A 16,017-nucleotide genomic window follows, 5' to 3' on the forward strand; every position below is an offset into this window, starting at 1 on the left:
GGTCAAGCGGTCACAGGGCCCCGGGATGCGTCTGCTCCCGCACCGACACGAACTGCTGGCGCACCGCCTGTCCCACGGCCAGCTCGTCCCCGGGCTCCAGCACCTGCGCCACCGCGCCCTGCCAGGCCGGCGGGGTCCGCACGTCATGCGTGCCCTGGGACGCCCCGAGCGCCCACGCCGCCTGGCGGGCGGCGCCGACCGCCGCGTAGTCCGCGGGCTGCGGCACCACGACCTGCGTGCCGAACAGCGCGGGTGCCGCCGCCTGCACGGCGGGCAGTTCGGCGGCCGACCCGAGCAGGAAGACCCGCCGGACCTCCACGCCCCGGCCGCGCAGCACGTCCAGCGCGTCCGCGAGCCCGCACAGCATGCCCTCGAACGCGGCCCGCGCCAGGTGCTCCGCCTTCATCGACTCGCGCCTGAGCCCGGCCAGGGTCCCGGCGGTGTGCGGCAGGTTCGGCGTCCGCTCACCCTCCAGATAGGGCAGCAGTACCAGCCCGTGCGATCCCGGTGTCGACTTCATCGCCAGCTCGGACAGGCTCTCCAGATCGGGCAGCCCCAGCAGTTCGGCGGTCCCGCGCAGCGTGCGGACGGCGTTCAGCGTGGTGACGACGGGCAGGTGCATGCCGGTCGCGTCGGCGAGAGCGGTGATCATCCCGGAGCCGTCGACCAGTGCCTCGGGGTGGACGGCCATCACTGACCCGGACGCGCCCAGCGACACGACCGCGTCCCCGAGGCCGATGCCGAGCCCGAACGCCGCCGCCATGGTCTCGCCGGTCCCCACGGAGATCAGCAGCCCCTCCGGCGTCGTCCCGGCCGCGTCCGCGGGGCCGATCACCTCGGGCAGCATCACCTGGTGGCCGAGCGCCAGCTCCACGAGGTCGGGCCGGTAGGCGCCGGTCGCCGCCGACCAGTACCCGGTGCCGGACGCCCCGCCCCGGTCGGTGGTTCTGCGCACCGGCCGGCCCAGCAGCTGCCACACCAGCCAGTCGTGCGCCTGCAGGAGGATCGCGGTGCGCTGCGCGTTCTCCGGCTCCGTCCGCGCCAGCCAGCGCATCTTCGTCACCGGCTGCGCGGCCTGCGGCACACAGCCCACGGCCTGCGCCCACGCCTCGCGCCCGCCGAGCGCGTCGACCAGGTCCGCCGCGGCGACCTGCGTCCGCTTGTCGCTGCCGACCATCGCCGGCCGCACGGTGTTCCCCTGCGCGTCCAGCGGCACGACCGCGTTCTGCTGCGCCGATACGCCGATGGCCTGCACGCCCTCCAGCAGCCCGCCGCCCGCGGCCTCGCCCAGGGACAGCAGCCAGGCCTGCGGGTCGACGTCGGATGGCCGGCCGCCGCCTTCGGGGCTCTCCACCGGATGCGGCGCATATCCCTGCCTGAGCACGGCTCCGGTGTCCGCGTCACAGACGACGATACGAGTGAAATCGGGCGAACTGTCCAACCCGGCGACTATCCCCATGGCCAAAATTCTGCCGTACGCTCCGCTTGGGTGGAGCCGTGGGCGCCGTGGACCTTGACGCCGCGGCGCGGGTGCGGGCTCGTTGTGGCTGGTCGCGCGGTTCCCCGCGCCCCTTTCGGGGGCGCGGTCCCTCTCGGCGTCAGAGCATCATGTATGGCTCGTGCCCCAGTCGTCCTCGCCGCCGTTGTGGGCGGCCCGCTCCCGGAGGTGGCGTACCCGGTCGGCCACCGAGTCGGGCATCCGGTCGCCGACCTTGTCGCTGACGACGTGGTAGGCCTTGCCGGCGAACTCGCGGCCCTGCTGGGCCGCGGACTCCGCGGTGTTGCGGACGGCGGGGTTCTGAGCGAACTGCCGGGCCGACTTCTTCAGCTGCTCGTAGCGCTCGCGCCCGGCCTTCGTGCCCAGCACGTAACCCAGGACGACTCCGCCCACGAACGTGAGCCGATAACGCATGGCTGCCACCCTTCCCTTGCGTAGGTCTCCGGTGCGGCGTCGGCGCCGGGGATACCGATTGGCGGAGCACCCCCCTGCTTGCGCTAATGTATGTGTCGCAGCGAGCGCGCGCCCCCTGGCGAATACCCAGGTAGGTGCGTTCGATGCAATACGAGACCTTCCTCGGTAGCTCAATTGGCAGAGCAGCCGGCTGTTAACCGGCAGGTTACTGGTTCGAGTCCAGTCCGGGGAGCTCGGTCCTCCGTAGCTCAATTGGCAGAGCAGCCGGCTGTTAACCGGCAGGTTACTGGTTCGAGTCCAGTCGGGGGAGCACGTGAACGAGGACCCCTCGCAGGGGTCCTTTTTCATGTCCGTTCCGCGGCCCTGGGAACCGTGCGGCACCCGGCGCAGTCCTCATGGTCACGAACGCCGTCGCGAAGCCGACCATCCGAAGCAGGAGATCGTATGAGCGGCTATGCTGCGGCAGACGGCGCGCACACATGGACGCGACACGCCGCTATGGGGCGGTAGCTCAGCCGGTTAGAGCAGCGGACTCATAATCCGTCGGCCGTGGGTTCGAGTCCCACCCGCCCCACCACTCGCTACGCGAGGAGAAACCTTCTGACCAGGCACTTTCCTGGTCGGGGCGAGAGTGTGAGGGTCCTGGTGACCCCATCGTGATCATGATTTCATGATCGTCTGGACAAATTTCTGGACGCTGATTCCGGTCAAGTCGGTCATGGAGCCTATGCAGTATTTCGTGTCGACGTCGAGAAGGTCTCCGCCGGCTCGCCCTGCGGCGGGAAGCGGCCATGGGAACGCCTCGGCATCCAGCGCACTACCCTCGCGCGGTCTGTTTGTGATCGATGGGCGCCCCAATGTTGGTGATGTATCTTGGGTACATACATCATGGATGCTGGAGGTGTCAGATGTCCGTCACGCAGATTGATCTCGACGACGAGGCGCTGGCCGAGGCCATGCGGCTCATGGGCGTCACGACGAAGAAGGAGACCGTCAACGCGGCCCTTCGGGACTACGTGGCGCGGATCAAGCGGCTTGAGGCTGCGGAGAAGCTGGCCGCGCGGGGTGCGCGTGGAGAGTTCGAGCAGGCCGCGGCGGCGCATGACGCGGAGAAGCGTGCGCGACGCGAGACCTTCGAGTGATCACGTATCTGGTGGACACCTCGGCCCTGTGGCACCTGTTTCGCACCCCAGGCGCGTTGCGGCCCTGGGAGGGACACATTGCCGCCGGGGTGTTCCACCTCTGCGAGCCGACACGTGCCGAATTTCTCTACTCGGCAACCAGCCCGTCCCATCGGGATGAGCTCGCAGAGGAACTGGACGCGCTCTGCTTGCTCTCTCCGGTTCCGAAGAACGCCTGGCGTTGGGTCGACACCGCCCAGTACAAACTGACCCAGCAGGGCCAGCATCGGGCGGCTGGGGCGATCGATCTGTTGGTGTGTGCGACAGCTGTACACCATGGGCACACCGTTCTCCACGTGGACAACGACTTCGTGACGGTGGCCGGAGTCCTTAAGGAAGTGCAGCAGCGAGACGCGCGAGCCTGATCTCCGGAGGCAGGATCAGATGTCAGTCGGTCTGGGGGCGGTGCCGTGTCCTGGCGCCGTACTGGACGGCGAGGCGGAGCGCGAGGTGGATCTGCAGGCGCTGTTCGCTGAGGGGAGCGGGCAGCAGCTCCTCGATGCGGTGCATCCGGTAGACGATCGTGTTGCGGTGCACGTGCTGCTCCTCGGCGGTGCGGATCAGGCTCTGGCCGGTTTCCAGATAGCTGAGGAGGGTGGCCCGGTGCTCGGCGGCGGTCGGGTCGTCCTTGGCGAGGGGGCCGAGCGTCTCCTGGACGTACCACCGGACGCGTTCCGGATCTGCGGAGACCGTGGCCGGCAGGCTGACGGTGTGCCAGTCGGTGACGTCGTCGGGTGTGGGCGTGGCTTCGACGACGCGTGCGGTGTCGAGTGCCTGCAGGTGGGTGCGCCGAAATCCGTCGGTACCGGGTGCTGACGGCCCGATGACCGCGCGGGTGCCGGCGAGCGCGGGCCGTACGGAGGCCAGAGCCTCCCGCTCCCGGTCTCCCGGGCGCAGGGCGCGACTCAGCCAGGCCCAGAGCCGGTCTCCCTCAGCGGTGACCGTGAGCAGGGTGGCGCCGGGCAGCCGGTCGGCGAACTGGGCGGCCACGCGGTTCAGCCGCGGGCCGGTGGCTCCACCGGGCCGCCACAGCACGATGCCCGTGTGGTGGTGGCCGAGGGTGAGGCCGAGGTCCCGCTCGGCGCGGTCGATGTCGAGGGGGCGACGGTCGAGGATGGCCTGGACCGTGGCTCGCTGCCAGGCCGCCCTGCCCTCGGCGAGGCGCTCGCGTTCGGCCAGGTAGTCCCCGACCACCAAGGTGATGGTGCTGTCCATGACCTCGGCGACCGTCAGCGGTACGGCGGCCAGGGCCTCGGCGGGCAGGGTGGGCCCCATGCGGGCCAGCAGCTGCTCCAGCCAGAGCCGCTGGCATGCGCGCATGCTGCGGACGACCGTGTCGAAGGGAACCGACTGCTCGGCGGCGGAGGCCGCGATCTGCCGGTAGGTGTCGGTGACATCGGGCTGGAAGTCGTGGCCGGCGAGTCTGGCCAGGATCTCCAGCAGCAGGGCCTCGCAGGAGCGGTGGATCGCCTGGACCGGCAGGTCGGTTCGCTCCGACTCCTTCAGGACGACCGTCTCCAGAGCGCGGGCACCCCATTCGACGGCCCAGGCCACGGGCCCCGGGCCCAGGACACGAGTGGCCTCCTCCAGGGCGTCCGTGCCCAGGGCGGCACGAGCCGATGCGGCCCTGGGGCGCGGCCCGGGACTGAGTGCCGCGATCGCGGCGGCGATGTCCCCGGCAGCTGGCTTCCGCACGGCATTCCCTCGCTTCTTCCCAGGTCAAATGTGCTGCGGATCTGGGGTGGTCATCGTATGGGGATCAGGCGGAGGCCGGGAGGTACAGCCAGTCCGTGTGGGTGTAGTCGTCGGCGGCGCGGCTGGTGAGGATGTGGTTGCGCAACGTTCTGCCGACGCCGTCGGTGTGCCAGATCTCGCCCCAGGTGCGGGCCGTGGTCTGGCACCGGGTGGCCCGAGGTATCCGCCCCTGCTCGTACGCGGCGAAGACCTTGGTGAAGTCGGCACCATGCTCGGCGAGCCCGCGGCCGAGGGCTTCGGCGTCCTCCAGGGCCTGGCAGGCGCCCTGCCCGAGGTACTGGAGCATGGGGTGGGCCGCGTCGCCGAGGAGGGCCACCCGGCCGGTGGTCCAGCGGTCGAGGGGTTCGCGGTCGTAGGTCTTCCAGTGCCGGCCGCGGTCGACAAGCGCCACGCCGCGGCGCACGTTGTCGCACGCGGTGGCGAAGCGGGCGTCCAGTTCCTCGGGGCCGCCCCAGCCGTCCTTGCCCTGCTGGAAGGAGTCGCTGTGGAAGACGGCGACGGTGTTGTACAGCTCGCCGCGCCGGATCGGGTACTGGATCATGTGCATGCCGGGCCCGATCCACAGCACCACGCTGTCACCGTCGATCCCCGCGCCGAGGTCGCCCACGGGCATGGTGCCGCGGTAGGCGGCGTACCCGGAACACACAGGCTCGTCGTCGGCGATCAGCCCCCGCACACGGGAGTTGAGGCCATCGGCGCCGATCACCGCATCCGCTTCGTAGACGCTTGCGTCGGCGCACTCGACACGCACGATGTCGCCGTCGAGTTCCCGAACCGCTACGACCTCCTTGCCGTTCTCCAGGACGATCCGGTCGCTGGCCCGACAGGCGTCGAGCAGGATGTCGAGCAGGTCGCTGCGGTGCATCACCGCATACGGCGCCTGATAGCGCTCCAGGAAGGAGGGACCGAAATCGAGGGAGGTCAGGTACTTCCCGGTGAGGGCCTCCATGAAGACGCCGCGGCTGGGGAAGACTGCGACCTCCTCGATGCGCTCGTACAGGCCCAGGTTCATCAGGACCCGGATGGCGTTGGGGCCGACCTGGAGGCCGGCGCCGATCTCGGTGAAGGCAGGTGCGCGTTCCAGCAGCCGGACCGGCTGCCCGGCGCGGGCGGCGGCGAGCGCGGTGGCCATTCCGCCGATGCCGCCGCCGATGACGAGCAGCCCGGTGCGCTCGGTGTGGGTGGTCATGGTGTCTCCGCAGGTCTTGAACGGCGTGGGCCGTACGTCTCTGACTGCACAGGCCGTAGGTCTCAGAAGGCGCAGGTCACTTGCCGCGCTCGGGGGCGGGCGGCGGCACAGGGCCACGACCGGCTCCTCCGGTCGGGCAGGGCACCGCACCCTCGGCGGACACCTCCACGGACAGGCGCCCGATGCGGTCCACGGTCAGCTCGACGCTGTCGCCGTTCTCGATCGGGGCGACGCCGGCGGGGGTGCCCGTCGTGACCACGTCACCGGGTTCCAGCACGGTGATGGTGGAGGCGTAGGCGAGGAAGCGCGCCGCGGACCAGATCAGGTCCCGGGTGTTGGCCTTCTGCCGGAGCTCACCGTTGACGGTCAGCTCCAGGTCCACGTCCTCGGGTGAGCCGAGCTCGTCCGGGGTGACGATCCAGGGCCCCATGGGGGTGAAGGTGTCGAAGGACTTACGGGTGGAGCGGTCCTCGCCGCCGCGCATAGTGATGTCCATCAGGCCGGTGTAGCCAAAGACATGGGCCAGAGCCTGTTCCGGGGTGATGTGGCTGGCGCGGCGGCCGACAATGAGCGCGAACTCGGCCTCGTGGTCGAAACGCCGGTCGGTGTAGGGCAGGCGGACCGTGCCGCCGGGGTCGAGGATCGAGGACGGCGACTTGAGGAAGAAGCCGAGGGAGCTGATGTGGAATGCCTCGTTCATCTCGGACTGGTGGTCGTGGTAGTTGACCGGCGCCGCGACGATCTTCGTCGGGTCGGCCACAGGGGCCAGCAGCCGCACGTCCTCCAACGGGCGTCCGGCGTCCGGGCCGAGCTCGGCCACCAGCTGCTCCACAAGCGGCCGTACGGCGGTGAAGTGGGTGATCAGCCGGCGGGTGAGGCTGTAGGGGGCCCGGTACGGGGACGCGTCGAGCTGAGCGGCGATCTGGTCGGTGACGTCGAGGACGCGGTCGTGGACGACGATGCCGATACGGTCATCGTCGAAGCGGGCGATGCGCATGAGGATCTCCTGGCTGGGTTGGTGAGACGTCGGTGACAGGCCGGGACGGGGGCGGGCTCAGCCGGCGTCGGTCTCGGCCCGAAACAGGGACAGAGCCTCCAGAACGGGGGCGTCGTTGACCGAGAACAGGTCCATGGGCTCGTCGGCGAGGACGCGTACGGAGGTCCAGGACGGGACGGCGATGAGGTCGCCCGGGGCGAGGGCGTGCGGGACGCCGTCCAGCTCGACGGCGCCCGCGCCGCGGAAGACCGCCACCAGCGCCGAACCGGTGCGCCGCTCGGCCGGCGCGGTGTGCCCGGGCAGGTAGCGGTGCATCTCGCAGCGCATGGTGGGCATTACGTCCCGCCCGTTGGTGGGGTCGGCGAAACGGACGTGAGCGTGACCTGTCCGCTCGGCCTTCGAACCCGCTTCGGCCAGCTGGCCGGTGAGGGCACGGTCGGTGTCCGCCCACTGGTAGCGCAACAGCGGGGAGTGTGCGGGGGCCGGCGCGGTCGAACCGCCGGGAAGCAGGCCCGGACCGCCGCCGAACCGGCGCTCGGAGGCGGAGCGCGCGGCGGTCGCGGACGGGACCGTACGCCCCTCGCCCGGCTCGAAGAACACCGCGTCCAGCGCCTCGACGAGCGGCAGGTCCAGCGCGTCGAACCACGTCATCGACGTGTCACCGGGGTTGTGGTGCTCGTGCCAGGTCCAGCTCGGCGTGAGGACCAGGTCCCCTGCGGACATGTGCAGTGGGTCGCCGTCCACGAGGGTCCACACGCCCTCGCCCTCCAGTACGAACCGCAGCGCGGCCGGTGTGTGGCGGTGCGCGGGAGCGGTCTCGCCGGGGCCGAGGTACTGCACGGCGCCCCACAGCGTGGAGGTGGCGTAGGGGGCACCTCCCAGGCCCGGGTTGCTCAGCGACAGCACCCGGCGGTCGCCACCCCGGTCGACCGGCACCAGCTCTCCGGCCCGCTCGCCGAGCTCAAGCAGTTCCTTGCCGCGCCAGCGGTGGGGCACGGCCTTCACCTTCGGGGTCGGGGTGAGCAACCCGCTCAATTCCCACAAGGGCTGGAGATCCGTGTGGGCGATGTCGTCGTACAGGGCATCCAGAGCAGCGTCATCGGGCGCTTCGAACCGACGTGTTGCCATGTCTGCATCTCCCTTTCTTGGCGAATCTTAGTTCCTGCTAGTTCGTGCAGTTACTAAATGCTTGGAGTGGCCGCATGCTCCTCGCACGGAGCGCTCTACGCTGCGCCCATCCGGCGGAGCAGTGCGAGGAGTTCGGCGCGCTCGTCGTCTGTGAGGTCCTGTGTCAGCCTGCGCTGGACGTCCAGGACAGCGGGCATCACTTCGTACAGCACTCGCAGTCCTTCGTCCGTCAGGGTGAGCAGCTTGCGACGGCCGTCCTGCGGGTCCGGCTCGCGCCGTACCTCACCGCGGGCGATCAGACGCTTGACGATCTCGCCCGCCGGCGCTTTGGCCAGGGCCACCCGTTCGGCGAGGGTCGTCTGGTCGATGCCCGGTTCGCGGGCGAGCCGGTAGAGCACGCCGTACTGAGGCGAGGTCAGCCGAATCCCCACAGTCTCTGCCCAGTAGCGCGTGTGCCGCTGCTGAGCGGCCCGGATCAGGTGGCCGGGGATGTGCGCGGGGTCGGCGGGCAGACCGACCAGCACCACGCCGGACGCTGTGGAGGTCCAGGCGCCGGGAGCGACACCGGCGACCGTTCGCAGCAGATGCAGCAGCCGGCCGGTCTCCCCGGGCCTCAGGTCCGCGGTCAACCGCAGCTGCACCTGGGCGACCCAGGGGGACAGATGCGTGAACGCGGTTTGTCCTTCGCCGGTGAGCCGCAAGGCATTGCGGCGGGCATCGGCGACAGTGCGCTCGCGGGCGACCAGGCCCGCCTGTTCCATCCGGGCCACCAGCTCCGCGACGGTGGCCTTGTCCAGGCTCAGCGCCTCGCCCACGGTGCGCTGGTCGATCCCCGGACGCATCCGCAGCCGGTGCAGTACGGCGAACTGCGGCGAGGTGAACCCGTCGGGCACCAACTCCTGCCAGAGCCTGTCGTGGACCTGCTGGACCGTGCGCAACAGGCTGCCCGCGGCGAAGACCGCCTCGTCCGGGAGCGTGCCTGCCGACCTCTGCACCACCTCGTACCGCTCCCATCGCTGTTCGCCGCCCGCGACGCCCCGGTCTGCGGCAGGGCAGCGGGACGGCTGCGGGGAAGGCCGGGTGCCCTGCCGCGTCACAGTGTCGTCACCCGTTCCGTTCGGCGTTCAGGGTCGGGCCGCGTACCGGTGACGATGGTGACACCGGCGCCCATGACCCGCGACACGCGTACGCACATCCGCTCGCCGCCCGCCTTTGCCTGAGGCGGTGAGGGTGCGGTAAGGGACATGGGCTTCTCCTTGCCGTGAGTCGTCGGCGGGACACGGTCGCGAGTCCGTGACACGAAAGTTCGTGCCGTTACGGCTATTGGTCGTCGATGCGACAGGCGCGTCAACCCCTGGAAACAAAGCGGGGTAAGGATCGGCAGAATTCTGTACCGGGCGTACAACGAGTCGTCCCATCTTTGGATGGCGGGCCCAATCCCCTCGCTGTCGCACCGCCTCATCGTGAGGTTCTCCAGGTGCGCGCCGGAAACATCGCTTCCACGCCCCCGTGCACCTGGCGCTTCTCCTCCCCGATTCGCCCACGGCTCCGCGTCTTTGCGCACCGCGCTGTGGCCGCACGAGCGGACCCCTTCACACCGAAAGAGACAGATCATGGACCTGCGTTACGACACTCTCTACATCGGCGGGACGTGGGCCGCGCCCAGCACGGACCGCACGATCGTGCCGGTCAACGCCAGCACCGAGGAACCCCTGGGCCACGTGCCCGAGGGCGCCGAGGCGGACATCGACGCGGCCGTGGCCGACGCCCGCCACGCGTTCGACGAGCCCGGCGGCTGGGCCAGTTGGGAGCCGGACCGGCGTGCCGAGATCATGGAGCGGCTGGCCCATGCGATGGAGCAGCGCGCAGACGGCTTCGCGGAGCGCGTCAGCAGCCAGAACGGCATGCCGGTCGTGATCTCACGGCAGTTGGAGGCCGACTTCCCGGTCGCGATCCTGCGCTACTACGCAGAGCTGGCGCGCGGCCTGGAGACGAGCGAGACGCGCACGGCGCTGCTCGGCGGATCCGTGGAAGTCCGCAAGAACCCGATCGGGGTGGTGGCGGCCATCGCCCCGTGGAACTTCCCGCAGACACTGTCCATGCTCAAGATCGCGCCCGCGATGGCGGCCGGCTGCACACTCGTCCTCAAACCGTCCCCGGAGACCGTGCTCGACGCCTTCCTGCTGGCCGAGGCCGCGGAGGAGGCCGGGGTGCCGGCCGGCGTCCTCAACATCGTCCCCGCGGGCCGGGAGGTCGGCGCCTACTTGGTAGCCCACCCCGGTGTGGACAAGGTGGCCTTCACCGGCTCCACTGCCGCCGGCCGCGCCATCGCCGAGAGCTGCGGACGTCTGCTGCGGCCGGTCAGCCTGGAGCTCGGCGGCAAGTCCGCGGCGATCGTCCTGGACGACGCGGACCTGGACCTGGCGAAGATCGGCCAGGACCTGTTCTCCGCCACCCTCCTCAACAACGGCCAGACCTGCTTCCTCGGCACCCGCGTCCTCGCCCCGCGCAGCCGTTACAGCGAGGTCGTGGACACCTTCACCGCGCTCGTCGAGTCCCTCACGATCGGCGACGCGCTCTCGGAGGCCACCCGGATCGGCCCGCTGGCCACGGCGTTTCACCGCGACCGCGTGGAGTCCTACATCGCCAAGGGCCAGGCCGAGGGCGGGCGCGTCACGACCGGCGGCGGACGTCCCGCGGACCGGGACAAGGGCTGGTTCGTCCAGCCGACCGTCTTCGCCGACGTAGACAACAACGCCACCATCGCCCGCGAGGAGATCTTCGGCCCGGTCCTCTCCGTCATCGCCTACGACGACGTCGATCACGCCGTCAGCATCGCCAACGACTCCGACTACGGCCTCGGCGGCACCGTCTGGACCTCCGACCCCGAGCGTGGCGCGGCCGTCGCCCGCCGCGTCCACACCGGCACCATCGGCGTCAACCACTACCTCCCCGACCCCGCCGGACCGTTCGGCGGCATCAAGGCCAGCGGCATGGGCCGCGAGTTCGGCCCCGAAGGGCTTGCCGGATACCTGCAACTCCAGACCGTCTACCTCTGACCGACCCGGGGCGAACGCCGTGCGAGGCCCAGCGGACGCCTCGCACGCAGCCCCTTCGCGCGCTCCTGTACGCCGCGTACAGGGGCCCGCCCAGACCTTGGCCCCGGCAGCCGATGCCTGCGGCACCGGCTGCCGGAAGGGTGGCGTGCACGGGAATGAAAGACCCGGAAAGGACACGATCATGAAGCAGCCGCGCAGGTGGATCGCCCAGCGGATCGAACAGCTGGACCCGGAGACCGACTACGTGGAGATCTGGCGCCTGACGAGCACCTACGGCCTGACGGACTTCGCACTGAACCTGGTCTACACCCACCTGTTCCCGCACTTCTACGTCCCCCGGCACGGGGCTCAGCCGCTGTGGAACAAGGGGGACGGCAAGGTGGTCGAGCGCGCTACGCAGCGCGTGGAGGACACCGTCCGCAACAATCTCCTCTGGTGGCACTACGGCCCGCACCACCCCAGAACGCAGAAGTCGGTGGAGGGCATCAACAAGCTGCACGCCTTCCACGCCAAGCGTCATCCGGGCAGCTTCGCCCACATGGACGACTACGTCTACACCCTCTGCTTCAGCGCCGCGGCCCTGCATCGCTTCAACCTCAAACTGGGGCTGCCCGGGTACACCGAGAAGCAGAAGATCGCCGCGCACCGCTTCTGGTTCGAGATGTCCAAGCTCTTCACCGACGAGCACGGCAACACGATCATGGACATGCCTGAGGACTGGGACTCCCTGATGGCCTTCGTCGACGAGTTCGAGAACCGGCCCTGGCCGGAGAACGAGGAGGGCCGCTGGGTCACGCTGGCCATCCTGGACCAGTTCGCCTACCGGAACTTCCCCAGGCCACTGCACGGCCTGGCCCGCGCTCTGGCCACGTCGACGATGCACCCGACCACCTGGCGGGTCCACGGCATGACCCCGCCCCCCGCACTTGTCCGGGCCCTGCTCCTGAAGACCACGGGACTTGGCCTGCGCATCCAGCAGACCCTGCTGCCGGATCCCACGACCAACTACCAGGAGGCGATGGAGGCACAGACACGGCAGGAACGCCGCGACCGGTCCGACGGTATCCGCCGTCTCGACGAGGACTTCTCCACGTACTTCCGCAAGCGCCACGGCCTGCCCCCGCGCGGAGCCTCCGCGGAAACGGCGGCCCAGGTCCCCGCCGAGACCTCCTTCACCGCCTGAACACTGTTACCGGCCTGGCGCCGATCGTCCACGACGGCACGACCGGGACCACCGGCTCTCGTTCTCCATGCCGCTCGGTAGCATCCCGTCCGGGTCCACGTCCCGCCATATCCGGTATCCGCGTGGGGAGAGCCACTTCGTGTGGGAGCTGCGGACACCCGTCGGCGCCAGGTCCGGGACCTCGAGCGTGCCGCCGTCCGGCGTGGTCACCGTGTGCGTGAGCACGGGGGATGCCTGCACGAAGCCCAGCCTGACGGCGATCTTGTAGAGCAACCCGAGCGCGGCCAACTCCCGCGCCCACTTCGCCCCACCGATCGGAGACGGGTTCCCCTCGCCACGCAGCCGCCAGTCCTCCCAGTCCTCCAGCACTTCCGTCATCGCCTCGTCCCAACGAAGTCCGCGGCGCCACAGCTAGTGCCGCAACAGGCAACGTTCGCCCCGTCGCGACGCCCGGCACGCCCTCTCGCCGCACCGGCCGAAAGCCCAAGTACATCCAGTACGAAGGCTTCCGGCCGGCACTCCCCCAAGCTCTTCGAGCAGGGGGTACCCCCAGAGGACGCACCGGACGCCGCTCCTTGACGGGCGAACGTTGCCTGCCGCAGCACTAGTAGTGCTTGGTCAGGGCGGTGTGCGGGTGGGTATGTCGCGGTTGCAGGTGGGGCAGGCGCCGGTCCAGGTCGCGAGGAGTGTCTGTAGCTCGCGGACGACTTGGTAGAGGCTCAGGCCGGCGCCGCGTCTTTTGGGGTCCGGGCCAGTCGTTGCAGGGTGCAGAAGGCGTGCGCGACGGAGACGAGGGTGACGTGGTGGTGCCAGCCGCCCCAGGTTCGGCCCTCGAAGTGGGCCAGACCCAGGGCCTGCTTCATCTCCCGGTAGTCGTGCTCGATGCGCCAGCGGAGTTTGGCGAGGCGGACCAGGGTGGTCAGCGGGGTGTCGGCGGACAGGTCGGACAGCCAGAACTGGACCGGCTCGCTCTCACGGGCGGGCCATTCGGCCAGCAGCCAGCACTCGGGCAGTTCGGGGCCGTCGGTGGCCTGGCGGATCTCGCGTCCGGCGGGCCGGATCCGTAAGGCCACGAAGCGGGAGTACATCCGCTTGACCCCGGAGCGGCCGGTGCCGGGCCGGGAGCCCTCACGCCACTGCACCGGCCTGGCCGCCTTCCGGCCCGCCGCGATGACCAGCTCCTTCACCGGCCGCGGCTTGTCGGGGTACTTCGCCACCGGCGGGCGTCCCGTCCCGGAGTACGGCTCGGCCACCGGCACCGCGTCGGCGGGCTGGGCCGACATGGTGGTGGAGATTCCCACCACGTAGTTCAGGCCGCGGGCCTGCAGTCCGTGCCGGAAGGCGGCGGCGTCGCCGTATCCGGCGTCCGCGATGGCCAGCGGCACGTCGAGTCCCCAGGAACGGGTCTCGTCGAGCATGTCCAGGGCCAGCTGCCACTTCTCCACGTGCCCGACATCGTCCGGGATGCCGCAGGCGGTGCGGCGGGCGACCTTGCCGGCGTCGGCCTTCGGTGAGGCGGGATCCCAGGTCTGGGGCAGGAACAGCCGCCAGTTGACCGCCGCCGAGGCGTGGTCGCAGGCGAGGTGGAGCGAGACGCCGACCTGGCAGTTGGTGACCTTGCCCGCGGTGCCGGTGTACTGCCGCGACACACACGCCGAGGCGGTCCCGTCCTTCAGGAAGCCGGTGTCGTCGAAGACCACGGCTTTCGGCCGGATCGCCGCCTCCATCCGCCAGGCCAGCTGGGCCCGGATATGCGACGGATCCCAGGGGCTGGTGGTGATGAAGTTGGCCAGCGCCTGACGGTTGCCGTCCTCGCCGAGCCGGGCGGCCATCGGCTCGACCGACTTACGCTGCCCGTCGGTCAGCAGTCCCCGCAGGTAGACCTGCCCCCACCGGCGCTGGTCCTTGCGCGCGAACGGCTCGAACACCTCCGCCGCGAACGCCTCCAACTCACCACGCACCAAAGCAATCTCGTCCGGAGTCACACACTCTCAACGCCACACCAGGCCGGAAGGACACGCACCACCGCAACCGACCTGACCAAGCCCTACTAGGTGAGAAACAGCCGGTAGTCCGGCGCGTACGTCTCCTTGGTCCCCTCGGCCTTCCGGGCGAAGTCCCGATGTCGGAAGACCGTGCTCAACCGGGGATCAACGCGGCCGTCCGGGGCGAGGAGGATCGGCTGTCCGGACCGGATCCCGAGCCCGCGCTCCCGCTTGGCCAAGTCGACCCAGGAGCCCAGCACATCGTTTCGACCACCATCCGGGTCACCACCGAACACCGTCCAGAACAGACGCCACTCATCCATAACTCAGCCCGCTCCGTGCGTAACACGACCTTCCGTAACACGGGGAACGCACACACAAGCTCGAAAGGACGAAGGCTGTGGCAGCTGAAATGGCCCATCCGGGACGCATGCTGGACGCAGGTTGGACACAAGGATCAGAAAGGACCGACAAGGGCCGAGAAAGGTTGAGGTGCCATACCGGCGCTGACCTGGGAAAACGGCCAAGATGAGCATCGGTTGACAAGGGTCGCCAAGATCCTCGAAGGACTCATAATGCGTCGGCCGTGGGTTCGAGTCCCACCCGCCCCACCAGTACGCGCCCTGACCTGCGGAAACGTATCGTCGGTGGCCCTGAGTAACGCCTCGGGTCCAACGGGGGGAAATCCGCTGCTCATGTCGCCTGCTGTGGGCCTCGCCCACCCTGCCTGGTACCACGACCTGGCTGCCGGCCGCGAGCACGGCATCGTGGAGGCCGTCCTCGTCCCTGACGGCGCCTCAATGTGAGGTTGGAAAAGGATCACTGTCTGAGGTCGATCGTGCGTACCGGCTGTCCCGTGGTCCGGGCGATGGTTTCGAAGTCGCCGTCGTAGTGGAGCAGGGTGAGGCCCGCTTCTTCGGCGGCGGCTGCGACTAGGAGGTCGACCGGGCCCGCGCTGCGGTGTTCGCCCTTCGTGAGCTGCTCCTGGACCACGCGGGAGCGGCGATAGATGCCGTCCGGCATCGGACACCACACGTAGTGGGCGTCGAGTGCCGCCTTCAGTCGTGCGCGGTCGGCGGAAGAGCGGGCGGAGCAGAGGACCTCAAGTTCCGTGATGTCGCAGATCGCGACGAGGCCGGCAGCGATCCTGTCGTCCCACTCGGCCGTGTTCTGGGCGAGAAGGACGCGGGCGAGGGCGGAGGTGTCGATGAGGTAGTCGGCGACGGTCACGGCCGGTACTGGCTCTTGTTCAGGAGGATGTCGAGGTCCAGGGCTCCGTCGGCCACCAGTTGCCGGGCGTCTTCGAGTGCGCGCAGGCGCCGGTAGCGAGCGGTGACCTCGCGCAGGGCGGTGTTGATCGTGTCGCGCTTGGTGGTGGTGCCGAGTTCCCTGGCGGCGGCTTCCAGCGCCTCGTCGTCGAGGTCGATGACAGTTCGGCTCACGGCGACTCCCTTTATATACGACGGCGTATATCAGTATGCCTGATCCATTGTATAAAGAGTCGGCGGGCTCCAGCCTGGTCCTGATCGGCGGGGCCCGGCGTGCGGAGTCCGGCGGCTGTTCCACCGCGGTGTCCCATTCCGTCTGCGGCGGCGGGCTCCGCATCATCTCCCGCGGGTAGGCTTTGC

At 69.7% G+C, this 16,017-nt stretch carries 16 protein-coding genes and 3 tRNA genes; 7 read left to right on the forward strand and 12 right to left on the reverse strand.

All coding sequences use genetic code 11. The features are described 5' to 3' along the window. Positions 1-10: 10 nt before the first annotated feature. Positions 11-1,459 carry a xylulokinase gene (locus ACZ5TL_RS21460; RefSeq protein ID WP_468591660.1) on the reverse strand — a complete coding sequence of 483 codons (1,449 nt, stop codon included), beginning with the start codon at positions 1,457-1,459 and terminating at the stop codon, positions 11-13. A gap of 147 nt (positions 1,460-1,606) precedes the next feature. Next, positions 1,607-1,912 (reverse strand): YtxH domain-containing protein, encoded by a 306-nt coding sequence (locus ACZ5TL_RS21465; protein WP_468591661.1) that lies wholly within the window; start codon positions 1,910-1,912, stop codon positions 1,607-1,609. 159 nt (positions 1,913-2,071) lie between these two features. On the opposite strand from ACZ5TL_RS21465, the gene ACZ5TL_RS21470 reads away from it, so the two are divergent. The 5 genes from ACZ5TL_RS21470 (at position 2,072) to ACZ5TL_RS21490 (ending at position 3,458) form a co-directional block, all read left to right on the forward strand. Then, a tRNA-Asn gene (locus tag ACZ5TL_RS21470) sits at positions 2,072-2,144 on the forward strand. Positions 2,145-2,149: 5 nt separating this feature from the next. Beyond that, positions 2,150-2,222, forward strand: a tRNA-Asn gene (locus tag ACZ5TL_RS21475). 190 nt (positions 2,223-2,412) lie between these two features. Further along, positions 2,413-2,489, forward strand: a tRNA-Ile gene (locus tag ACZ5TL_RS21480). Between the two features lie 331 nt (positions 2,490-2,820). Further along, a complete protein-coding gene (locus tag ACZ5TL_RS21485; RefSeq protein WP_468591662.1) occupies positions 2,821-3,054 on the forward strand; it encodes a type II toxin-antitoxin system VapB family antitoxin in 234 nt (77 codons plus the stop codon). Continuing rightward, entirely contained in the window at positions 3,051-3,458 is a 408-nt protein-coding gene (locus ACZ5TL_RS21490; RefSeq protein WP_057574795.1) for a PIN domain nuclease, read from the forward strand. The genes ACZ5TL_RS21485 and ACZ5TL_RS21490 overlap by 4 nt, the downstream gene beginning before the upstream one ends. Positions 3,459-3,480: 22 nt before the next feature. On the opposite strand, the gene ACZ5TL_RS21495 is transcribed toward ACZ5TL_RS21490, so the two are convergent. The 5 genes from ACZ5TL_RS21495 to ACZ5TL_RS21515 all read right to left on the reverse strand — a co-directional run bounded on the left by ACZ5TL_RS21495 (position 3,481) and on the right by ACZ5TL_RS21515 (position 9,157). Further along, entirely contained in the window at positions 3,481-4,788 is a 1,308-nt protein-coding gene (locus ACZ5TL_RS21495; protein WP_468591664.1) for a PucR family transcriptional regulator, read from the reverse strand. Between the two features lie 64 nt (positions 4,789-4,852). Then, positions 4,853-6,037, reverse strand: a complete 1,185-nt coding sequence (locus ACZ5TL_RS21500) for an FAD-dependent monooxygenase (protein ID WP_468591665.1) — start codon at positions 6,035-6,037, stop codon at positions 4,853-4,855. A gap of 76 nt (positions 6,038-6,113) precedes the next feature. Then, on the reverse strand, positions 6,114-7,034 hold the full coding sequence (locus ACZ5TL_RS21505; RefSeq protein ID WP_468591666.1) for a fumarylacetoacetate hydrolase family protein: 921 nt from the start codon (positions 7,032-7,034) through the stop codon (positions 6,114-6,116). 57 nt (positions 7,035-7,091) lie between these two features. Then, positions 7,092-8,162 carry a cupin domain-containing protein gene (locus tag ACZ5TL_RS21510; protein WP_468591667.1) on the reverse strand — a complete coding sequence of 357 codons (1,071 nt, stop codon included), beginning with the start codon at positions 8,160-8,162 and terminating at the stop codon, positions 7,092-7,094. 95 nt (positions 8,163-8,257) lie between these two features. After that, positions 8,258-9,157, reverse strand: a complete 900-nt coding sequence (locus tag ACZ5TL_RS21515; RefSeq protein WP_468591668.1) for a MarR family winged helix-turn-helix transcriptional regulator — start codon at positions 9,155-9,157, stop codon at positions 8,258-8,260. A gap of 618 nt (positions 9,158-9,775) precedes the next feature. On the opposite strand from ACZ5TL_RS21515, the gene ACZ5TL_RS21520 reads away from it, so the two are divergent. Both ACZ5TL_RS21520 and ACZ5TL_RS21525 read left to right on the forward strand, forming a co-directional pair. Then, a complete protein-coding gene (locus ACZ5TL_RS21520) occupies positions 9,776-11,221 on the forward strand; it encodes an aldehyde dehydrogenase (protein WP_468591669.1) in 1,446 nt (481 codons plus the stop codon). A gap of 181 nt (positions 11,222-11,402) precedes the next feature. Beyond that, positions 11,403-12,404, forward strand: coding sequence for a hypothetical protein (locus ACZ5TL_RS21525; RefSeq protein WP_468591670.1), 1,002 nt, complete (start codon positions 11,403-11,405; stop codon positions 12,402-12,404). 6 nt (positions 12,405-12,410) lie between these two features. On the opposite strand, the gene ACZ5TL_RS21530 is transcribed toward ACZ5TL_RS21525, so the two are convergent. The 5 genes from ACZ5TL_RS21530 to ACZ5TL_RS21550 form a co-directional block, all read right to left on the reverse strand. After that, positions 12,411-12,782 (reverse strand): hypothetical protein, encoded by a 372-nt coding sequence (locus tag ACZ5TL_RS21530; protein WP_468591671.1) that lies wholly within the window; start codon positions 12,780-12,782, stop codon positions 12,411-12,413. A gap of 341 nt (positions 12,783-13,123) precedes the next feature. After that, positions 13,124-14,389 carry an IS701 family transposase gene (locus tag ACZ5TL_RS21535; RefSeq protein ID WP_468591672.1) on the reverse strand — a complete coding sequence of 422 codons (1,266 nt, stop codon included), beginning with the start codon at positions 14,387-14,389 and terminating at the stop codon, positions 13,124-13,126. Between the two features lie 65 nt (positions 14,390-14,454). Next, positions 14,455-14,712, reverse strand: a complete 258-nt coding sequence (locus tag ACZ5TL_RS21540) for a hypothetical protein (RefSeq protein WP_468591673.1) — start codon at positions 14,710-14,712, stop codon at positions 14,455-14,457. 496 nt (positions 14,713-15,208) lie between these two features. Beyond that, entirely contained in the window at positions 15,209-15,619 is a 411-nt protein-coding gene (locus ACZ5TL_RS21545) for a PIN domain-containing protein (RefSeq protein ID WP_468591674.1), read from the reverse strand. Beyond that, positions 15,616-15,831 (reverse strand): type II toxin-antitoxin system VapB family antitoxin, encoded by a 216-nt coding sequence (locus ACZ5TL_RS21550; protein WP_468591675.1) that lies wholly within the window; start codon positions 15,829-15,831, stop codon positions 15,616-15,618. Before ACZ5TL_RS21550 ends, ACZ5TL_RS21545 begins: the two co-directional genes overlap by 4 nt. Between the last annotated feature and the right edge of the window lie 186 nt (positions 15,832-16,017).

The organism is Streptomyces sp. NPDC033136, from assembly GCF_055578235.1.

Coding starts and splice junctions, on each gene's coding strand:
- ACZ5TL_RS21460 (WP_468591660.1), bottom strand. CDS start 1,459: ATGGGGATAGTCGCCGGGTTGGACAGTTCGCCCGATTTCACTCGTATC.
- ACZ5TL_RS21465 (WP_468591661.1), bottom strand. CDS start 1,912: ATGCGTTATCGGCTCACGTTCGTGGGCGGAGTCGTCCTGGGTTACGTG.
- ACZ5TL_RS21485 (WP_468591662.1), top strand. CDS start 2,821: ATGTCCGTCACGCAGATTGATCTCGACGACGAGGCGCTGGCCGAGGCC.
- ACZ5TL_RS21500 (WP_468591665.1), bottom strand. CDS start 6,037: ATGACCACCCACACCGAGCGCACCGGGCTGCTCGTCATCGGCGGCGGC.
- ACZ5TL_RS21505 (WP_468591666.1), bottom strand. CDS start 7,034: ATGCGCATCGCCCGCTTCGACGATGACCGTATCGGCATCGTCGTCCAC.
- ACZ5TL_RS21510 (WP_468591667.1), bottom strand. CDS start 8,162: ATGGCAACACGTCGGTTCGAAGCGCCCGATGACGCTGCTCTGGATGCC.
- ACZ5TL_RS21520 (WP_468591669.1), top strand. CDS start 9,776: ATGGACCTGCGTTACGACACTCTCTACATCGGCGGGACGTGGGCCGCG.
- ACZ5TL_RS21525 (WP_468591670.1), top strand. CDS start 11,403: ATGAAGCAGCCGCGCAGGTGGATCGCCCAGCGGATCGAACAGCTGGAC.
- ACZ5TL_RS21530 (WP_468591671.1), bottom strand. CDS start 12,782: ATGACGGAAGTGCTGGAGGACTGGGAGGACTGGCGGCTGCGTGGCGAG.
- ACZ5TL_RS21540 (WP_468591673.1), bottom strand. CDS start 14,712: ATGGATGAGTGGCGTCTGTTCTGGACGGTGTTCGGTGGTGACCCGGAT.